Origin of the sequence: Geodermatophilus africanus (assembly GCF_900107105.1) — a bacterium.
Lineage (GTDB): Bacteria > Actinomycetota > Actinomycetes > Mycobacteriales > Geodermatophilaceae > Geodermatophilus > Geodermatophilus africanus.
Genome location: NZ_FNOT01000004.1, coordinates 445,069 through 460,279, shown reverse-complemented (window position 1 = coordinate 460,279; position 15,211 = coordinate 445,069). Strand labels below are relative to the sequence as shown.

At 75.4% G+C, this 15,211-nt stretch carries 13 protein-coding genes; 7 read left to right on the top strand and 6 right to left on the bottom strand.

The features are described 5' to 3' along the window. Nucleotides 1–14: 14 nt before the first annotated feature. The 3 genes from BLW63_RS09990 to BLW63_RS09980 all read left to right on the top strand — a co-directional run bounded on the left by BLW63_RS09990 (nucleotide 15) and on the right by BLW63_RS09980 (nucleotide 3,260). The gene (locus BLW63_RS09990) at nucleotides 15–956 is read left to right on the top strand and encodes an ABC transporter permease (protein WP_091154579.1); all 942 of its coding nucleotides are present in this window, start codon (nucleotides 15–17) and stop codon (nucleotides 954–956) included. An 88-nt stretch (nucleotides 957–1,044) separates the two neighbouring features. Continuing rightward, on the top strand, nucleotides 1,045–2,130 hold the full coding sequence (locus tag BLW63_RS09985; protein ID WP_244522474.1) for an ABC transporter ATP-binding protein: 1,086 nt from the start codon (nucleotides 1,045–1,047) through the stop codon (nucleotides 2,128–2,130). Next, nucleotides 2,127–3,260, top strand: a complete 1,134-nt coding sequence (locus tag BLW63_RS09980; RefSeq protein ID WP_091154575.1) for an ABC transporter ATP-binding protein — start codon at nucleotides 2,127–2,129, stop codon at nucleotides 3,258–3,260. The genes BLW63_RS09985 and BLW63_RS09980 overlap by 4 nt, the downstream gene beginning before the upstream one ends. 251 nt (nucleotides 3,261–3,511) lie before the next feature. Here BLW63_RS09980 and BLW63_RS09975 read toward each other — a convergent pair whose 3' ends face one another. After that, nucleotides 3,512–3,868, bottom strand: a complete 357-nt coding sequence (locus BLW63_RS09975; protein WP_091154571.1) for a Rieske (2Fe-2S) protein — start codon at nucleotides 3,866–3,868, stop codon at nucleotides 3,512–3,514. 102 nt (nucleotides 3,869–3,970) lie between these two features. Between BLW63_RS09975 and BLW63_RS09970 the strand changes: the two genes are divergently transcribed. Both BLW63_RS09970 and BLW63_RS09965 read left to right on the top strand, forming a co-directional pair. Further along, nucleotides 3,971–6,013: a TPM domain-containing protein gene (locus BLW63_RS09970; RefSeq protein WP_091154566.1), complete on the top strand. Its 2,043-nt coding sequence runs from the start codon at nucleotides 3,971–3,973 to the stop codon at nucleotides 6,011–6,013. 75 nt (nucleotides 6,014–6,088) lie between these two features. Next, the gene (locus tag BLW63_RS09965) at nucleotides 6,089–6,850 is read left to right on the top strand and encodes a VOC family protein (protein ID WP_091154563.1); all 762 of its coding nucleotides are present in this window, start codon (nucleotides 6,089–6,091) and stop codon (nucleotides 6,848–6,850) included. A 169-nt stretch (nucleotides 6,851–7,019) separates the two neighbouring features. On the opposite strand, the gene BLW63_RS09960 is transcribed toward BLW63_RS09965, so the two are convergent. Then, a complete protein-coding gene (locus BLW63_RS09960) occupies nucleotides 7,020–7,448 on the bottom strand; it encodes a PPOX class F420-dependent oxidoreductase (RefSeq protein ID WP_091154560.1) in 429 nt (142 codons plus the stop codon). 56 nt (nucleotides 7,449–7,504) lie between these two features. Next, nucleotides 7,505–8,608 (bottom strand): GGDEF domain-containing protein, encoded by a 1,104-nt coding sequence (locus tag BLW63_RS09955; RefSeq protein WP_091154556.1) that lies wholly within the window; start codon nucleotides 8,606–8,608, stop codon nucleotides 7,505–7,507. Nucleotides 8,609–8,781: 173 nt separating this feature from the next. On the opposite strand from BLW63_RS09955, the gene BLW63_RS09950 reads away from it, so the two are divergent. Beyond that, entirely contained in the window at nucleotides 8,782–11,073 is a 2,292-nt protein-coding gene (locus BLW63_RS09950; protein ID WP_091154553.1) for a putative bifunctional diguanylate cyclase/phosphodiesterase, read from the top strand. Nucleotides 11,074–11,119: 46 nt separating this feature from the next. On the opposite strand, the gene BLW63_RS09945 is transcribed toward BLW63_RS09950, so the two are convergent. From BLW63_RS09945 to BLW63_RS09935, 3 genes are all read right to left on the bottom strand, one after another. Next, nucleotides 11,120–12,088, bottom strand: a complete 969-nt coding sequence (locus BLW63_RS09945; RefSeq protein ID WP_091154549.1) for a pirin family protein — start codon at nucleotides 12,086–12,088, stop codon at nucleotides 11,120–11,122. A 37-nt stretch (nucleotides 12,089–12,125) separates the two neighbouring features. Then, nucleotides 12,126–13,037, bottom strand: a complete 912-nt coding sequence (locus BLW63_RS09940) for a DUF5996 family protein (RefSeq protein ID WP_091154546.1) — start codon at nucleotides 13,035–13,037, stop codon at nucleotides 12,126–12,128. An 82-nt stretch (nucleotides 13,038–13,119) separates the two neighbouring features. Continuing rightward, nucleotides 13,120–14,109, bottom strand: a complete 990-nt coding sequence (locus BLW63_RS09935; protein WP_091154542.1) for a pirin family protein — start codon at nucleotides 14,107–14,109, stop codon at nucleotides 13,120–13,122. A gap of 143 nt (nucleotides 14,110–14,252) precedes the next feature. On the opposite strand from BLW63_RS09935, the gene BLW63_RS09930 reads away from it, so the two are divergent. After that, nucleotides 14,253–15,089 carry an alpha/beta fold hydrolase gene (locus BLW63_RS09930; protein ID WP_091154539.1) on the top strand — a complete coding sequence of 279 codons (837 nt, stop codon included), beginning with the start codon at nucleotides 14,253–14,255 and terminating at the stop codon, nucleotides 15,087–15,089. Nucleotides 15,090–15,211: the final 122 nt, after the last annotated feature.

The window sequence follows — 15,211 nt, the reverse complement described above, 5'->3', positions numbered from 1 at the left end:
CGGGGGCAGAGCCGATGACGGCTGTGGGGGACGTGCGACGGCGGCGGATCGACGAGCTCGCCGCCCGCGCGGGGCAGGTGCCCGAGGGTGAGGGCGGGGTGTCGCTCACCACGAGCGCCTTCCGGCGGCTGCGGCGCAACCCGGTGGCGATCCTGGGGGCGGTCATCGTCCTGGTCTTCCTGGTCGTCGCCGCATTCGCACCGTGGCTGGCCCCCCGCGACCCGCTGGCGCAGACCCTGCTCAGCGAGGTCCGCCCCGGCTTCATCCCCGGTCCGCAGGAGGGCTTCCCGCTCGGCGCCGACCAGCTCGGCCGCGACCTGCTCTCCCGGCTGGTCTACGGCTCGCGGCAGTCGCTGCTCATCGGCGTGGTGTCGACGGTGCTCGGCGCGGTGGTCGGGATGGCCCTGGGTGTGCTGGCCGGGGCCTTCGGCGGCTGGGTGGACACCGTGGTCATGCGGGCCGTCGACATCCTGCTGTCCATTCCGAGCCTGCTCATGGCGATCAGCATCTCGGTGCTGCTGGGCCAGAACCAGTACGCGTTGATGATCGCCATCGCGGTCACCCAGGTGCCGGTCTTCGCCCGGTTGCTGCGCGGTTCGATGCTCGCCCAGCGCGGCAACGACTACGTGCTCGCGGCGCGGGCTCTGGGTGTGAGGAAGGGCCGGATCGTCTTCGGCCACGTGCTGCCCAACTCGCTGTCGCCGGTGATCGTGCAGGCCACGCTCTCCCTGGCGACGGCGATCATCGAGGCCGCCGCGCTGTCCTTCCTCGGCCTGGGCGACCCGGACGTCGCCCGGCCGGAGTGGGGCGCGATGCTGTCCACCGCGCAGTCCTTCCTGTCGGTCCGGCCGGCCCTGGCCGTGTGGCCGGCGCTGTGCATCATCGTGGTCGCGCTCGGCTTCACCCTGCTCGGGGAGTCCCTGCGGGAGGCCCTCGACCCGAAGTTCCGCCGATGACGACGTGCGAGCGAGCATCGCAGCGAGCGCCAGCGAGCGAGGAGCGGAACGAGCGCGGAGTCGAGCACGAGGCAGGGAGGTAGGCGCGGTGAGCATCGAGGCGATGCCGCCCGAGAGCGGCCTGCGGACCGACGTCCCCGTGCTCGAGGTCGAGGACCTCTCGGTGACCTTCGTCCGGCGCGGCGAGCAGCCCACCCGGGCCGTCGACGAGGTCAGCTTCTCGGTGGCCGCGGGCGAGACGATCGGCCTGGTGGGGGAGTCCGGCTGCGGCAAGTCGGTGACCTCGCTGGCGGTCATGGGCCTGCTCCCGCGGCGCGGCGTGCAGGTCGGCGGCTCGGTCCGGCTCGGGGGCACCGAGCTCCTCGGGGCGTCGGACCGGACGCTGCGGCGGCTGCGCGGCTCGGAGATGGCGATGGTCTTCCAGGACCCGCTGTCCTCGCTCAACCCCACCGTGCCGATCGGCACCCAGGTCACCGAGGTGCTGGCCGAGCACCGCGGTCTGGGGAAGAAGGAGGCGACGGCGGAGGCGGCGGAGCTGCTCGACCGGGTGGGCATCCCCGACCCGACCCGCCGGCTCAAGGAGTACCCGCACCAGCTCTCCGGCGGCATGCGGCAGCGGGCCCTGATCGCGATGGCGCTGGCCTGCTCGCCCCGCCTGCTGATCGCCGACGAGCCGACGACGGCCCTCGACGTGACCATCCAGGCGCAGATCCTCGAGCTGCTGCGCGAGCTCGTCGTCGACACCGGGACGGCGCTGGTGATGATCACCCACGACCTCGGCGTCGTCGCCGGCCTCTGCGACCGGGTGCACGTCATGTACGCCGGCAAGGTCATCGAGACCGCCGACCGGCACGACCTGTTCGCCCGGCCACGCCAGCCCTACACCGGCGGCCTGTTGGCCTCGGTGCCCCGGCTGGACGCCGGCCGCGGGGTCCCGCTCACGCCGATCCGCGGCTCGGCCCGCGACGCCATCCCGTGGGCCGAGGGCTGCGCCTTCGCCCCGCGCTGCGACAACGCCCAGGACGACTGCCTCACCGAGGTCGCGGGGAGCACCGTGCCACTGGAGTACGACGGACCCGGCCGCGAGCTGCGCTGCCGCCACCCGCTCACCTATCCGCCGTCCCCCACGGGGGCCACGTCGTCCGGGAGCACCGCCTCGGGAGCCGGCCGGTGACCGCGGCCGGCGAGCCCCTGCTGCGGGTCGAGGGCCTGCGGGTGCACTTCCCGATCCGGCGCGGGGTGTTCTTCGACCGCACGGTCGGCCACGTCCGCGCCGTCGACGGCGTCGACCTCGCCATCGACCGCGGCACGACCTACGGGCTGGTGGGGGAGTCCGGCTGCGGCAAGTCCACGCTGGGCCGCGCCGTCCTGCGGCTGGTCGAGCCCACCGGCGGCCAGGTGCTCTTCGACGGCACCGACGTCGCCTCGCTGAAGGGCGAGGCGCTGCGGACGATGCGCCGGCGCATGCAGATGGTTTTCCAGGACCCGCTGGGCAGCCTGGACCCGCGCCAGGACGTCGAGTCGCTGCTCTCCGAGCCGCTGCGCGCCCACGGGCTGGGCGGTGGCACCGCGGGCATCGCGGGGCGGGTCCGGGAACTGATGGACGCCGTCGGGCTGCCGTCCGCGGCGCTGCGCCGCTACCCGCACGAGTTCTCCGGTGGGCAGCGGCAGCGCATCGGCATCGCCCGCGCCATCTCGCTGGAACCGGACCTGCTGATCGCCGACGAGCCGGTCTCCGCCCTCGACGTCAGCGTGCAGGCGCAGGTGGTGAACCTGCTCGAGGAGCTGCAGCGGCGGCTGGGCCTGACCTACCTGGTCATCGCGCACGACCTCGCGGTGGTGCGGCACATCAGCGACGTCGTCGGCGTCATGTACCTGGGGTCCCTGGTCGAGCAGGCGCCGTCGGGGGTGCTCTACGACGAGCCGCTGCACCCGTACACGCGGGCGCTGATGAGCGCCGTCCCGGTGCCCGACCCCGTGGTGGAGGAGCGACGCGAACGGATCCTGCTCGCCGGCGACCTGCCCTCGCCGGCCAACCCGCCCAGCGGCTGCCGGTTCCACACGCGCTGCCCGTGGCGGCAGGAGACGCGCTGCGACGACGAGGTGCCGGTCCTGCGCGAGCTCGCACCGGGGCACCTGGTCAGCTGCCACTGGGCGGAGGAGATCCGGGACGGCGTGCTCGCGCCGAAGTCGCCGGAGGAGGTCGCGGCCATCCAGGGCGTGACGGTGCGCGCCACAGGTGCGGAGGCGATCGAGAGCGACGCGCTGGTGCAGGGCCTCGACGAGCCGATCGAGCGGCGATGAGGCGATGACACTGTCGGCCTACCGGCCGACACCGCCACCACGTGCCGTCCCCGACTCGGGCTGAGCCGCTGCGTCCCGCCTGCGCGGACCCCTCCGGGGCCCACTCGACGCGACAAGACACCGCCACCACGTGCCGTCCCCGACTCGGGCTGAGCCGCTGCGTCCCGCCTGCGCGGATCCCTCCGGGGCCCACTCGGCGCGACGAGAGAGCCGTAGCCCGGCTGCCGGGTCATTCCTCGGGTCCCGGGATCTCACTCCAGGACGACGTCGTCCCCGCGGCGCAGTGCCCGGCGGACCCGTAGCCGCAGCACCTGGCTGTAGGCCCGGACCAGCTGCGTGTAGCCCGGCGTCCGGCCGTGGTAGCCGAGGAAGCCGCGCGGCCCCTCCACCATCCGCCCGGTGCGGACGTCGTAGCGGGCCTGGTGCCACGGGCAGACCAGGCACCCGTCCGGTCCGATGCTGCCCTCCGACAGGTCGGCCAGCTGGTGGCGGCAGCGGCGCGAGACGGCGAAGTACTCCCCGTCGCGGTTGCCGACCGCCCAGTCGCCGACGCGACGGACCGCTCGGGGCGGCAGGTCGGCGGCGGGGATCCGGTCGGGCTCGTCCATCGGGGCCTCCATGGTCTAGGGGCCCGAGGCCCTACCCCGCGGACCGCCGGTCAGACCTCGCGTCCTGGGTAGGGTCGCCGCAGTCGATCCCGGAGGTGCCCCGTGCGCCGGCTGCCCGCCGTCCTCGCCCTGCTGGCCGCCCTGGTCCTCCTCGGCGGGGGACCCGCGCTGGCCGAGCCGCCGTTCGACGTGCCGGAGCAGGTCACCGACCGCGCCGGCGTGCTCGTCGGGGACGAGTCGTCGGTCGAGGCCGCGGTCGCCGAGCTGCAGGCCGAGGACCAGCTGCAGCTGTTCGTCGTCTACGTCGACTCCTTCGACGGGCTCGACCAGGAGGAGTGGGCGACCCGGACCGCCGAGCTGTCCGGGCTGGGCGGCAACGACGTCCTGTTCGCCGTCGCCGTCGAGGACCGGCTGTACGCGTACAACCCGCCGGCGGACTTCCCGCTCTCCCGCGAGGAGATCGAGGAGATCATCGCGTCCGACGTCGAGCCGGAGCTCAGCGCCGGGGACTTCGACGGGGCGGCCATCGCCCTCGCCGAGCGCCTGGGCAGCAGCGGTGGCGGCGACGGCGGCGACGGCGGCAGCGGGGTGGGCACGGTCGCGGTGGTGGGGGGCATCGCGGCGGTCGCGGGCGGGGCCTACCTGGTCTCGCGGTCCCGCCGGCGGCGGCAGGGGCCACCGCCCACCCAGCGGATCGAGCGGCCCGACCCGCACGCCGGCGTCCCGACCGAGCAGCTCGAGGCGCAGGCCAGCACGGCGCTGCTGGAGCTGGACGAGGCGGTCAAGACCTCCCGGCTGGACCTCGACTACGCCCGGCTGCAGTACGGCGCCGACGCGGTCGCCGGGTTCGCCGAGGCGCTCACCGCCTCCGAGCAGGATCTGTCCCGCGCCTTCACGCTCCGGCAGGAGCTGGACGACGAGCACCCGGAGGACGAGCCGACGAAGCGGCGGATGCTCACCGAGATGCTGCAGGCCACGGCCGCGGCCGACGCGCGGCTCGACGAGCAGGCCGAGGGCTTCGACCGGCTGCGCGACCTGGAGCGCACCGCCCCACAGGCGCTCGACGCGCTCGCCTCCCGCGCCACCGCGCTGCGCGGCCGGCTGCCGGCCGACGAGGAGCGCCTCGCCGCCCTGCAGCGCCGGTACGCCCCGGCGGCGCTGGCACCGGTCGCCGACAACCCGGCCCAGGCCCGGGCGCGGCTCGACGCGGCCGAGCAGGAGATCACCGAGGCGCGCAGCGAGCTCGCGGCCGGGCGCGCGGCCGCCGCCGTCGGGGACATCCGCGTGGCCGAGGACGCCCTCGCCCAGACCGGCACGCTGCTGGACGCCCTCGTCCGGCTGGGCGACGACCTGCAGGCCGCCGAGGCGCGGGTGGCGCAGGTGCGGGCCGAGACCGAGGAGGACCTGGCCGAGGCGCGTGCGCTGATCGCCGGTGGCACCGGTGCGGGGCTGCGGTCCCAGGTCGCCCGCGCCGAGGCGGCGCTGACCGCGGCCGACGCCGCGGCGCGCCCGGGGGACGGCGGCCTGCCCGACCCGCTGGCCGCGCTGCGCCAGCTGGAGGAGGCCGACATCGCGCTGGAGCAGGCCCTCGGCGTGGCCCGCGACGCCGAGCAGCGCGCCCGGCGGGCCGCGGCGTCGCTGGACCAGGCGCTGCTCACCGCCCGGTCGGGCATCGCGGCCGCCGGCGACTTCATCAGCACCCGCCGCGGCGCCGTGGGCCCCGAGGCCCGGACCCGGCTGGCCGAGGCGCAGCGGCACCTGGACCTCGCGGTCGCGCAGGGCCGCACCGACCCGGTCGGCGCGCTGCGCGAGGCCCAGCTGGCCGACACGCTGGCCCAGGAGGCGCTGCGGCGGGCGCAGTCGGACGTGGCCGGCTGGGGCGGCGGCGGGTACGGGCCCGGCGGGTTCGGCGGCGGGCACGGGCCGGGTGGGTTCGGCGGGGGCCGCGGCGGCGTGGACCTCGGCAGCCTGGTGCTCGGCGGCATCCTCTTCGGCGGCGGTGGCGCCGGCGGCTACGGCGGCGGGTACGGCGGGGGCTCGCGCGGCGGTTTCGGTACCGGCGGCGGGTCCCGCGGCGGAGGGCGCCGCCCGGGCAGCTTCGGCGGCTCCCGCAGCCGCGGCCGCTCCGGTGGGGGGCGGTTCTGATCGCCGTCCCCGAGACCCTGGGAACTGTCGGTCCCGGGTGCCACGGTGTCCTCTCTGAACCGATGAGGAGGAGCGATGCCCACTCGCAACACCCCGTGGCCGGCCGGCACCCCCTGCTGGATCGACTACGGCGCCTCGGAGATCGACGCAGCCAAGGAGTTCTACGGCCGCCTGTTCGGCTGGGAGTTCACCGGCGGTGACCCCGAGTACGGCGGGTACCTCACCGCCACCCGCAACGGGGAGCAGGCCGCGGGCCTCGGCCCGCTGATGAACCCGGGGGACTCCCCGGGCTGGACGACGTACTTCGCGACCGACGACGCCGCGGCCACGGCCGCCCGCATCCGCGAGGCCGGCGGCACCGTCGTCGTGGAGCCCATGGAGGTCGGGCCGATGGGCACGATGGTCATCGCCGCCGACCCGCAGGGCAACGCGTTCGGCCTGTGGCAGTCCGGCGAGCACACCGGCTACCGCGTCTTCAACGAGCACGGGTCGCTGGTGTGGAGCGAGGCCGCGGTCGACGACCCGGCCGCCGCGCGGGACTTCTACACGGCGGTCTTCGGGTTCACCTGGGCGGAGGTCCCCGGCGCGGAGGGCTACACCACCTTCGCCGGCGGCGACCGCCCGCTGGGTGGCCTGGGCGGCCACCAGCCGGGCTCGCCGAAGGGCTGGACGGCGTGCTTCGCGGTCGACTCCACCGACGACGCGGTGGCCACGGTCGAGTCCGGCGGCGGCAAGGTGACGATGGCGCCGATGGACACCGATTTCGGCCGCTTCGCCGTGGTCGAGGACCCGTGGGGCGCCCCATTCTCGGTCATGCAGGTCCCGGCCGAGAGTTGAGCGGCGTCGCCGCGAGCCGGCACGGGGGTGCGCCGGCTCGCGGCCCCGTCCCGGGTCGGCCCCGTTCAGAGGCCCACCGCGAGCCTACGAGCGGTGAGGAGGACGGGTCCTTCTCCAGAGCGGTGAGGAGGACGGGGCCTTCCCCGGTGAGGGGGACGGGGTCCTCCCGCTAGCCGCGCAGCTGCCCGTAGGTGTGCTGGGGGCGCAGCCGGACGACGAGCCGGCGGTCGGTGACCATGGCCGCGCGGTATGCGTCCCAGTCGTCGTGCTCGCCGCTGAGCGCGCGGTAGTACCCGATCAGCTCCTCGACCGTGGCGTCGTGCGGGTCGGCCGCGACCGAGCTGAGCTCCGCGGTGCCCTCGACGGCGACCCACGTCCAGAAGTCCGGCGAGGTCACGTGGAGGGTCGCCCGGGGGTCGGCCTGCAGGTTGCGGGTCTTCGCGCGGTCGGCGGTCACCGAGATGCGGGCCAGCCGCTGCTCGTCGTCCCACGCGTAGAAGAGGTTGGACAGCTGCGGCCGCCCGTCGCGCTTGACGGTGGCGAGCACGCCGGCGTGCTGAGAGGCGACGAAGGCGAGCATCCGCGGGTCGACGGTCATGCCGGCGGCAACGCCGTCCCCCGAGCCGTTGTGCCCGGTCCGGACCGGACCCGGTGTCAGCGTCCCGACGACGCGAGCATCCCGGACCGGGGCCCGTCCGGGGCCACCGCCCCGATGCGGTCGGAGGACACCGGAGGTGTGCAGGCGCGGTCCCGCCCGGTGTGCTTCGCGTGGTAGACGGCGGTGTCGGCCGCGGCCAGGAGCCCCACGGGGTCGGTGTACGTGACCGTGGCCGCACCGACGCTCACCGTCGCGGACCAGGGCGCGGCGGCGATACGCACCTCGGTGACCAGCCGGTCGGCGATCGCGGTGGCCTCCGGCAGACCTGCACCCGGCAGCAGGAGCGCGAACTCGTCGCCACCGAGCCGGCCGACGGCGTCCCCGGCCCGGGTCAGGCCGGACAGCGTCTCGCCGACCGAGCGGAGCACGGCGTCCCCGGCCAGGTGACCCAGGGTGTCGTTGACGGTCTTGAACTCGTCGACGTCGACGAGCAGCAGGCTGAGCGGCCGCTCGGCCGTGGTGGAGGCGGCCTCCGCGCGCAGCCGCACGTGGAAGGTGCGGTGGTTGAGCGCGCCGGTGAGGCCGTCGCGCTCGGCGAGCAGGCCGACCTGCCGGGCGTAGGCGGCGGTGCGCTGGTAGGCCCGCTGGTGGTTCGCCGACGCGAACGCACAGGTGCCGGTGGCCACGACCAGAGCGAGGGTGCCGACCAGGACCTCGTCGGCCGGCACCCCGCCGACCCTCAGACCCAGGCCCAGGTACCCGAGCAGGATCCCCGTACCGGCCAGCGCGACGCCGGCCGGCGGGTAGGCCAGCGCCGCGTGCGCCAGCAGGACGAACAGGAAGAGGGTGTACGGGCTGCCGGCACCGCCGTCCAGCAGGCAGAACGCGATGACCAGGGCGATGCCCACGGCCTCCCAGACGTCGAAGAACAGCCGGCCGCGAGGATGGCGGACCAGCCGGTCGACCGGGAGCAGCGCCAGCAGCGGCGCGGGACCGGCCACCGCCGCGGCCAGCCCGAGGACGAGTCCCTCGTGAGGCACATCGGTCATGACGGTCCGCACGGCGATGATTGCCGGCATCACCTCGCAGAGGACGATGCCGCTGACGGTGTGCCGCCGCCAGAAGGCAACCCGCTCCTCGTCCTGCGCCAGCGCTCTCATGCCCCGGCCATCGTCCGGGCGGGCGCGCGGCTGGAGCCGCCCCACCCCCACCACCCCCCGTCAGGGGCAGACGGGCACCTGAGCGTCGGCGTCAGCAGGGGGTTGCAGCCCCTTGGGGGTGGGTTACGGCCGATCCTGTTCAAGTAGCGGGCTGTCCCGACGATGCAGGAGACGTGTCCGAGTACCGAGCCCCCTGGGCGGTCGAGCGCCGAGGCCCCAGGCGTACGTCCGCGCCCCTGCACGCCCTGCAGGGGGTCGCGCTGATCTCCGGCGTCCCGTACCTGGTCTCCCTGCTGCCGGGAGCACGGGTCGACGCCGGTTTCGACGTGCTCCTCGACGGCTGGTGCCAGCAGGTCTTCCTCCTCTGCATCGTGGGGCTGGGCCTGCTGCGCGGTGTGCGGCACCGGGCCGACCGGGTCGCCTGGCTGGTCTTCGCCGGCGGCCTGGCCTGCTACCTGGCGGGCAACGTCGCCTACTACCTGCAACTGCCCGCGATCGCCTACCCCGGGTGGCAGGACCTCGGGTGGGTGCTCCTCTACCCCGCGGCCCACGCCGCTCTCATGCTCATGCTGCGTGCGCGCGTGCCCTCGGCGGGTGCCGGCCTGTGGCTCGACGGACTCGTCGCCGGGCTGACCGCCGCGGCATTCGCAGCCGCGTTCGCGCTCGGCGCGGCGTTGCAGGCCGTCGAGGGCAGTGCCGCCGCCGTCGTCGTCAGCCTCGCCTACCCGGTGGCGGACCTCGTGCTCCTGGCGATGGTCGCGGCCGCCGTCACGGTCATCGGCCGCAGCGCCGGCGGCGCGTGGTGGTGGCTCGCGGGAGGTGTGGCGCTGTTCGTGGTGGTCGACACCGTGTACGCCGCCCAGATCGCGGCGGGCACCTACGTGGACGGCGGTCCGGTCGACCTGGGCTGGGCGCTGGCCTTCCTCTGCTTCGGCCTGGCGGCGAGCTGCCGGCCGGCCCCCGGGCCGTCGCGCAGGTCCGAGGGCGTCGGTGTCCTCGCGGTGCCGGGGCTGTGCGCGCTGGCCGCACTCGGCCTGCTGGCGCACGGCTACGCCACTGGTGGCGACCTGCTCGCCGGCTGGCTCGCCCTCGCCGCGGTGGCGGGCGCGCTGGCCCGCACCGCGCTGACCTTCCGCGAGGTCCAGGCGCTCGCCGACAGCCGACGGCAGGCGCGGACCGACGAGCTGACCGGACTGGTCAACCGCCGCGGTGTGTACCAGCGCCTGGAGGAGGCGGACCGTCAGCTGCAGGCAGGCGACGGGCTCGCGGTCCTGCTCGTCGACCTGGACCGCTTCAAGGAGATCAACGACTCCCTCGGCCACGCTGCCGGCGACGCGGTCCTCCGTCAGGTCGGGCCGCGCCTGACCGCGAACCTCCGGAGCGGTGACCTGCTGGCCCGGCTGGGCGGCGACGAGTTCGTCGTCATGGCCCCCGACCTCGACGTGGAGCGGGCCCAGGAGCTGGCGGACCGGCTGCGCCGAGTGCTGCAGCAGCCGTTCCGGGCCGGCGCGAGCGAGCTGTCCGTGGACGCCAGCATCGGGATCGCCGTCGGGCCGGTGCACTCGGTCAGTGCCGAGGAGCTGCTGCAGATGGCCGATCTCGCGATGTACGTCGCCAAGCGCCGGCGGGTCGGCGTCGCCGTCTACGACGAGGCCCGTGACGGCGAGGGCCGGCACCGCCTCGAGCTCGCCCAGCAGCTGCGTGAGGGGATCGCCCGCGGCGAGCTGGTCCTGCACTACCAGCCCAAGCTCGGCCTCGACAGCGACCGGGTGGTGGGGGTCGAGGCGCTCGCGCGCTGGGCGCACCCCCAGCGCGGGCTGCTGTACCCCGACGCCTTCATCGACGTGGCCGAGTCCTCCGGGCTGATGGGGGACCTGACCCTCGCGGTGCTCGACGGGGCGCTGGCCCAGTGTCGCGCCTGGCGGGACGATGGGCAGGTGCTCAGCATGGCCGTCAACGTGAGCCCGTCCAACCTCGTCGACGACCGCTTCCCCGAGGAGGTCGACGAACGCCTCGCCGCCCACGGTCTGCCGGCGTCGGCCCTGGTCCTGGAGGTGACCGAGAGCCTGCTGATGGAGGACCGCGAACGGGCCGTGAGCGTGCTCGGCCGGTTGCGCGCCGCCGGGGTGGGCATCGCCATCGACGACTACGGCACCGGCTACTCCAGCCTGGCCTACCTGGCCGAACTGCCCGTCACGGAGCTGAAGCTGGACCGCTCGTTCGTCGGCAGCATGACCGACAGCCCGCGCAACTCGGCGATCGTCACCTCGACCCTGCAGCTCAGCCGCGCGCTCGGGCTGGTCCTGGTGGCCGAGGGCGCCGAGGACCAAGCGACCGTGGACGCGCTGGTCGAACTCGGCTGCGACCAGGTGCAGGGCTACCACCTGAGCCGCCCGCTCCCCGCGGACGGGGTGCTGCCGTGGCTCGCCGGACGTCGGGTGGAGTCCGTGCAGGTCGGGAACTGAGCCGGACGGCGGGGGACCGCCGGGCCCGTGGTCGCCGGCGCGGTCCTCAGCGCACCCGGCCCCGGGCCTTGAGCGGCACCGGGGGTAGCGGCGGGGCCGCCAGCCGGTCGCCGTCGTAACCGACGACGGCGCCGAAGCGCTCGTCCTCGGCGTTCCACGCCTGCGCGTAGTCGGTGATCTCCTCGCCGGAGCGGCCGACGAAGTTCCACCACATGACGATCCGCTCCTCGAACGGCTCGCCGCCGAGCAGCAGCAGCCGGGTCGGCTCGGCCGCCCGCACCCGCACCCTGCGCCGCCCGGTGCCCAGGTAGAGCATCGCCCCGACCTCCAGAGGCGCGTCCTCCACCTCGGCCGCGCCGGAGGGGGCCAGCAGGGCGTACTCGAACTCCGGCTCGAGCGGCAGCTCGACGTCCGCGCCGGCGGCCAGGTCGAGGTCCACGCCCACCAGCGGGGTGTGCGCGGTGCCCGGCGAGGTGGCCCCGCCGAGCGAGCCCATCAGCACGGTCGCGGTGAGCCCGTCGGAGGTGAACCCGGGCAGCGCCGTGTGGTGGGCGAAGGCCGGGGCGGTCTCCCGTGCGGCCTCGGGCAGCGCCACCCACAGCTGGGCGCCGTGCAGGTAGCGGGGGTGCACCGCGGGGGACTGCTCGGAGTGCGCGATGCCGTGCCCCGCGGTCATCAGGGCCAGCTCGCCCGGGCGGATGCGGGCGTCGCTGCCCAGCGAGTCGCGGTGGTGCACCTCGCCCTCGAGCAGCCAGGACACCGTCTGCAGCCCGGTGTGCGGGTGCGGCGGCACCTGCATGCCGGGGGAGGAGGTGACGTCGTCGGGGCCGTAGTGGTCGACGAACGCCCACGCGCCGACCAGCCGGCGGCCCAGGGTGGGCAGCAGCCGGCGCACCCGGGTGCTCTCGCCGAGCAGCACCTCCTTGCCCGGCAGCAGGTCCAGCACCGGGCCGGCGGGCGTGCCCTCCGTCCCGCCGAGCTCGCGCGCGGGCGGGCGGCGGTCGAGATTGCTCATCGCGTGGACCTCCGGATGGCGGGACGGGACGGCGGGGTCATCGGGGCTCGGGTGCGGTCGGACAGCGCAGGGCGCCGAGGTCCCACCCCGCGCGGCGGGCGCCGGCGACGTAGGCGCTCTCCAGGAAGTCCAGGACGACGGCGCGCGGGTCGGCCGCGGTGCGCACGTCCTCGTAGGTGAGCAGCGCCAGGTGCGCCCCGCGGCTCTCGACCCAGCGTGCCGCCGCCGGCCGCAGCGGCTCGTCGACCAGCCCCGGCGGCTCGGGCGCGGTGTAGGAGTAGAAGGCCGGCTCGGGCACCTGGTCGTCGCCGAACCAGAAGCCGGCGCTGATGACCTCGTGCGAGTAGGCCTCGCGGGTGACCGGGTCGACGTGCGCCGGCTGCTCCACCCGCCGGTCGGAGAAGCGGGTGACGGCGATGTCGAAGGTGTGCCAGAAGTGGTGCACCGGGCTGGTCTTGGCGTAGCTGCGGCCGGCGAACTCCTCGAGCACCTGTGCCACCTGGCCCAGCACCACCCAGTAGCGGGTTACCCGGTCCCGGTCGTAGGAGGCGTGGTGCCCGTCCTCGGCGAACGGGGTGCGGTCGGCCAGGTCGAACGGGACGGGGAGCTCGACGGTCGCCGGCAGGCCGAGCGCCGCGAGCGTGTCGAGCAGCTGCCGGTAGAACTCCGCCACGCTGAGCCCGGGCAGCGGGAACGAGGCCCGCCGGCCGTCGGCGACGGACACCTCCAGCCGGTGGTCGACCAGGTCGAGGTCGATGGCGAACACCGGGTTGAAGCCCATCGGGCGGGTGGTCAGGCCCCGGCCGGTGAGGTGGAACGGGATGTGCCACCAGTGGTTTCGCCGCGGGGCGTTGGCCAGCCGCAGCTTCCCGACGACCTGCAGGAACCGGTGCAGCGTCTCCTTGGTGTCGGCCCACTCGGCCAGCGGCAGGGGCGGGAAGACGGACACGGGCGCCTCCTGGCGTCGGGTTCCGGTGGCGGTCAGCATGCAGCCCCCGGCGGCGGCGCGGAAGCCGCCGCCGGGGGAGCGGTCACGGCGTGGTCTCGCCCCGGACGGTGCCGTGCGGCACGCGCTGGGTGGGGACGGTGCCGAGCCGCCCGGCCTGGAAGTCGGTGAACGCGTCGAGCACCTCCTGCCGGGTGTTCATCACGAACGGCCCGTACATGGCGATCGGCTCGCGGATGGGCCGGCCGCCGAGGACGACGACGTCCAGCGCCGGCGTCCGGGACTCCTGCCGCACCGCGCCGTTGACCGTCACGGTGTCACCCGGGCCGAGGACGGCGAGCTGGCCGGTGCGCACCGGCGCCCCGTCGATGCCGACCGAGCCGGCGCCGGAGAGCACGTAGACGAGCGCGTTGAAGTCCGGTCGCCACGGCAGGTCGAGCGTGGCGCCCGGCGCGATCGTGGCGTGCACCATCGCCATCGGCGTGTACGTCGAGCCGGGTCCGGTGTGCCCGCCGACGTCCCCGGCGATGACCCGCAGCAGGGCGCCGGCGTCCGCGCTGGCGAGGAGCACCGACTCCTGCGCCCGCAGGTCCTGGTACCGCGGCTCCACCCACTTCTGGGCCCTCGGCAGGTTCACCCACAGCTGCAGGCCGTGGAAGAGCCCGCCGCTGACCACCAGGTGCTCCGGCGGCCGCTCGATGTGCAGCACGCCGCCGCCGGCGGTCATCCACTGGGTGTCGCCGTTGCTGATGGTCCCGCCGCCGCCGTGGGAATCGGCGTGCTCGAAGGTGCCGTCGATGATGTAGGTGACGGTCTCGAAGCCGCGGTGCGGGTGCCACGAGGTGCCCTTGGGCTCGCCGGGCGCGTACTCGACCTCGCCCATCTGGTCCATGTGGATGAACGGGTCGAGGTCCCGCAGGTCGACGCCGGCGAAGGCGCGGCGGACCGGGAAGCCCTCGCCCTCGAAGCCGGACGGCGCGGTCGTGACCGAGCGGGTGCGACGGCGCACCGTGCGCGGGGCGGGCAGCGGGACGCGGGGCAGTGCGGTGGTGTCGGCGACGGTCACGGCGGGCATGCCGGCCTCCTCTGTTGAGCACTCAACCAGTGGCGACTGTAACCCGGCTCGCACCCGCTGTCTTCCCCGTCGGGCCTGTCCACAGCGCGAGGCACGTGCCCGCTCGCCGGTCCCGGCTGCGCAGGGGTGCGAGGCTGCGGCCCATGGGGACCCTGGAGAGCGGCGACGGCACCCGGCTCGGCTACGCGGACCTGGGCGACGGGCCGCCGCTCGTCTGCCTCCCCGGCGGCCCGATGCTGCCCGCCGAGTACCTCGGCGACCTCGGTGGGCTCACCGCGCACCGGTCGCTCGTGCTGCTGGACCTGCGGGGCACCGGGCGCTCGGCCGTCCCGGCCGACCTCGCGACCCAGCGCTGCGACCGGCAGGTCGATGACGTCGAGGCGCTGCGCGCGCACCTCGGCCTGGAACGGGTCGACCTGCTCGCCCACTCCGCCGGCGCCGCGCTGGCCCTGCTGTACGCCGTCCGGCACCCCGGACGGGTCCGCGGTCTCACGCTGGTCACGCCGAGCCAGCGCGTCGTCGGCCTGGACGTGACCGACGCCGACCGCCGGCGGGTCGCGGAGCTGCGCCGCGGGGAGCCCTGGTTCCCCGCGGCGTGCGCCGCCCTCGAGCGCATCTGGTCCGGGGAGGCCACGGACGCCGACTGGACGGCGATCACGCCCTTCACGCACGGCCGGTGGGACGACGCCGCTCGTGCGGCCGCCGCCCGCGCCGACCGGCAGCGCGACCCGGACGCGGCCGCCCGCTACTACGGCGACGGCGTGCCCGACCCCGCGGTCGTGCGGGCCGCCCTCGCGGCGCTGCGCGTCCCGGTCCTGCTGGTCGCCGGGGAGTACGACGTCGCCCTCCCGCCGTCCCGGGCCGCCGAGTACGCCGACCTGTTCCCCACCGCCCGGCTGGTCGTCCAGCCGGGCGCGGGCCACTCCCCCTGGGAGGACGACCCCGGGGCCTTCGTCCGGGCCGTCGCCGGCGCGGGCTGACGGCGTGTCCCCCGCGGACACGCCGTAGGACGGCAGGAGGCCGCGCCCGACGGCGGTTACCCGGCGTCGATCCGCCCCTACGGTCGCCCACTGCGGCGTCCGCAACACCGGACAGGGCGGTG

Bases quoted from the DNA above. Each gene is read 5' to 3' on its own strand.
- BLW63_RS09990 (WP_091154579.1), top strand. From the start codon at position 15: ATGACGGCTGTGGGGGACGTGCGACGGCGGCGGATCGACGAGCTCGCC.
- BLW63_RS09975 (WP_091154571.1), bottom strand. From the start codon at position 3,868: ATGGACGAGCCCGACCGGATCCCCGCCGCCGACCTGCCGCCCCGAGCG.
- BLW63_RS09965 (WP_091154563.1), top strand. From the start codon at position 6,089: ATGCCCACTCGCAACACCCCGTGGCCGGCCGGCACCCCCTGCTGGATC.
- BLW63_RS09960 (WP_091154560.1), bottom strand. From the start codon at position 7,448: ATGACCGTCGACCCGCGGATGCTCGCCTTCGTCGCCTCTCAGCACGCC.
- BLW63_RS09955 (WP_091154556.1), bottom strand. From the start codon at position 8,608: ATGAGAGCGCTGGCGCAGGACGAGGAGCGGGTTGCCTTCTGGCGGCGG.
- BLW63_RS09945 (WP_091154549.1), bottom strand. From the start codon at position 12,088: ATGAGCAATCTCGACCGCCGCCCGCCCGCGCGCGAGCTCGGCGGGACG.
- BLW63_RS09935 (WP_091154542.1), bottom strand. From the start codon at position 14,109: ATGCCCGCCGTGACCGTCGCCGACACCACCGCACTGCCCCGCGTCCCG.
- BLW63_RS09930 (WP_091154539.1), top strand. From the start codon at position 14,253: ATGGGGACCCTGGAGAGCGGCGACGGCACCCGGCTCGGCTACGCGGAC.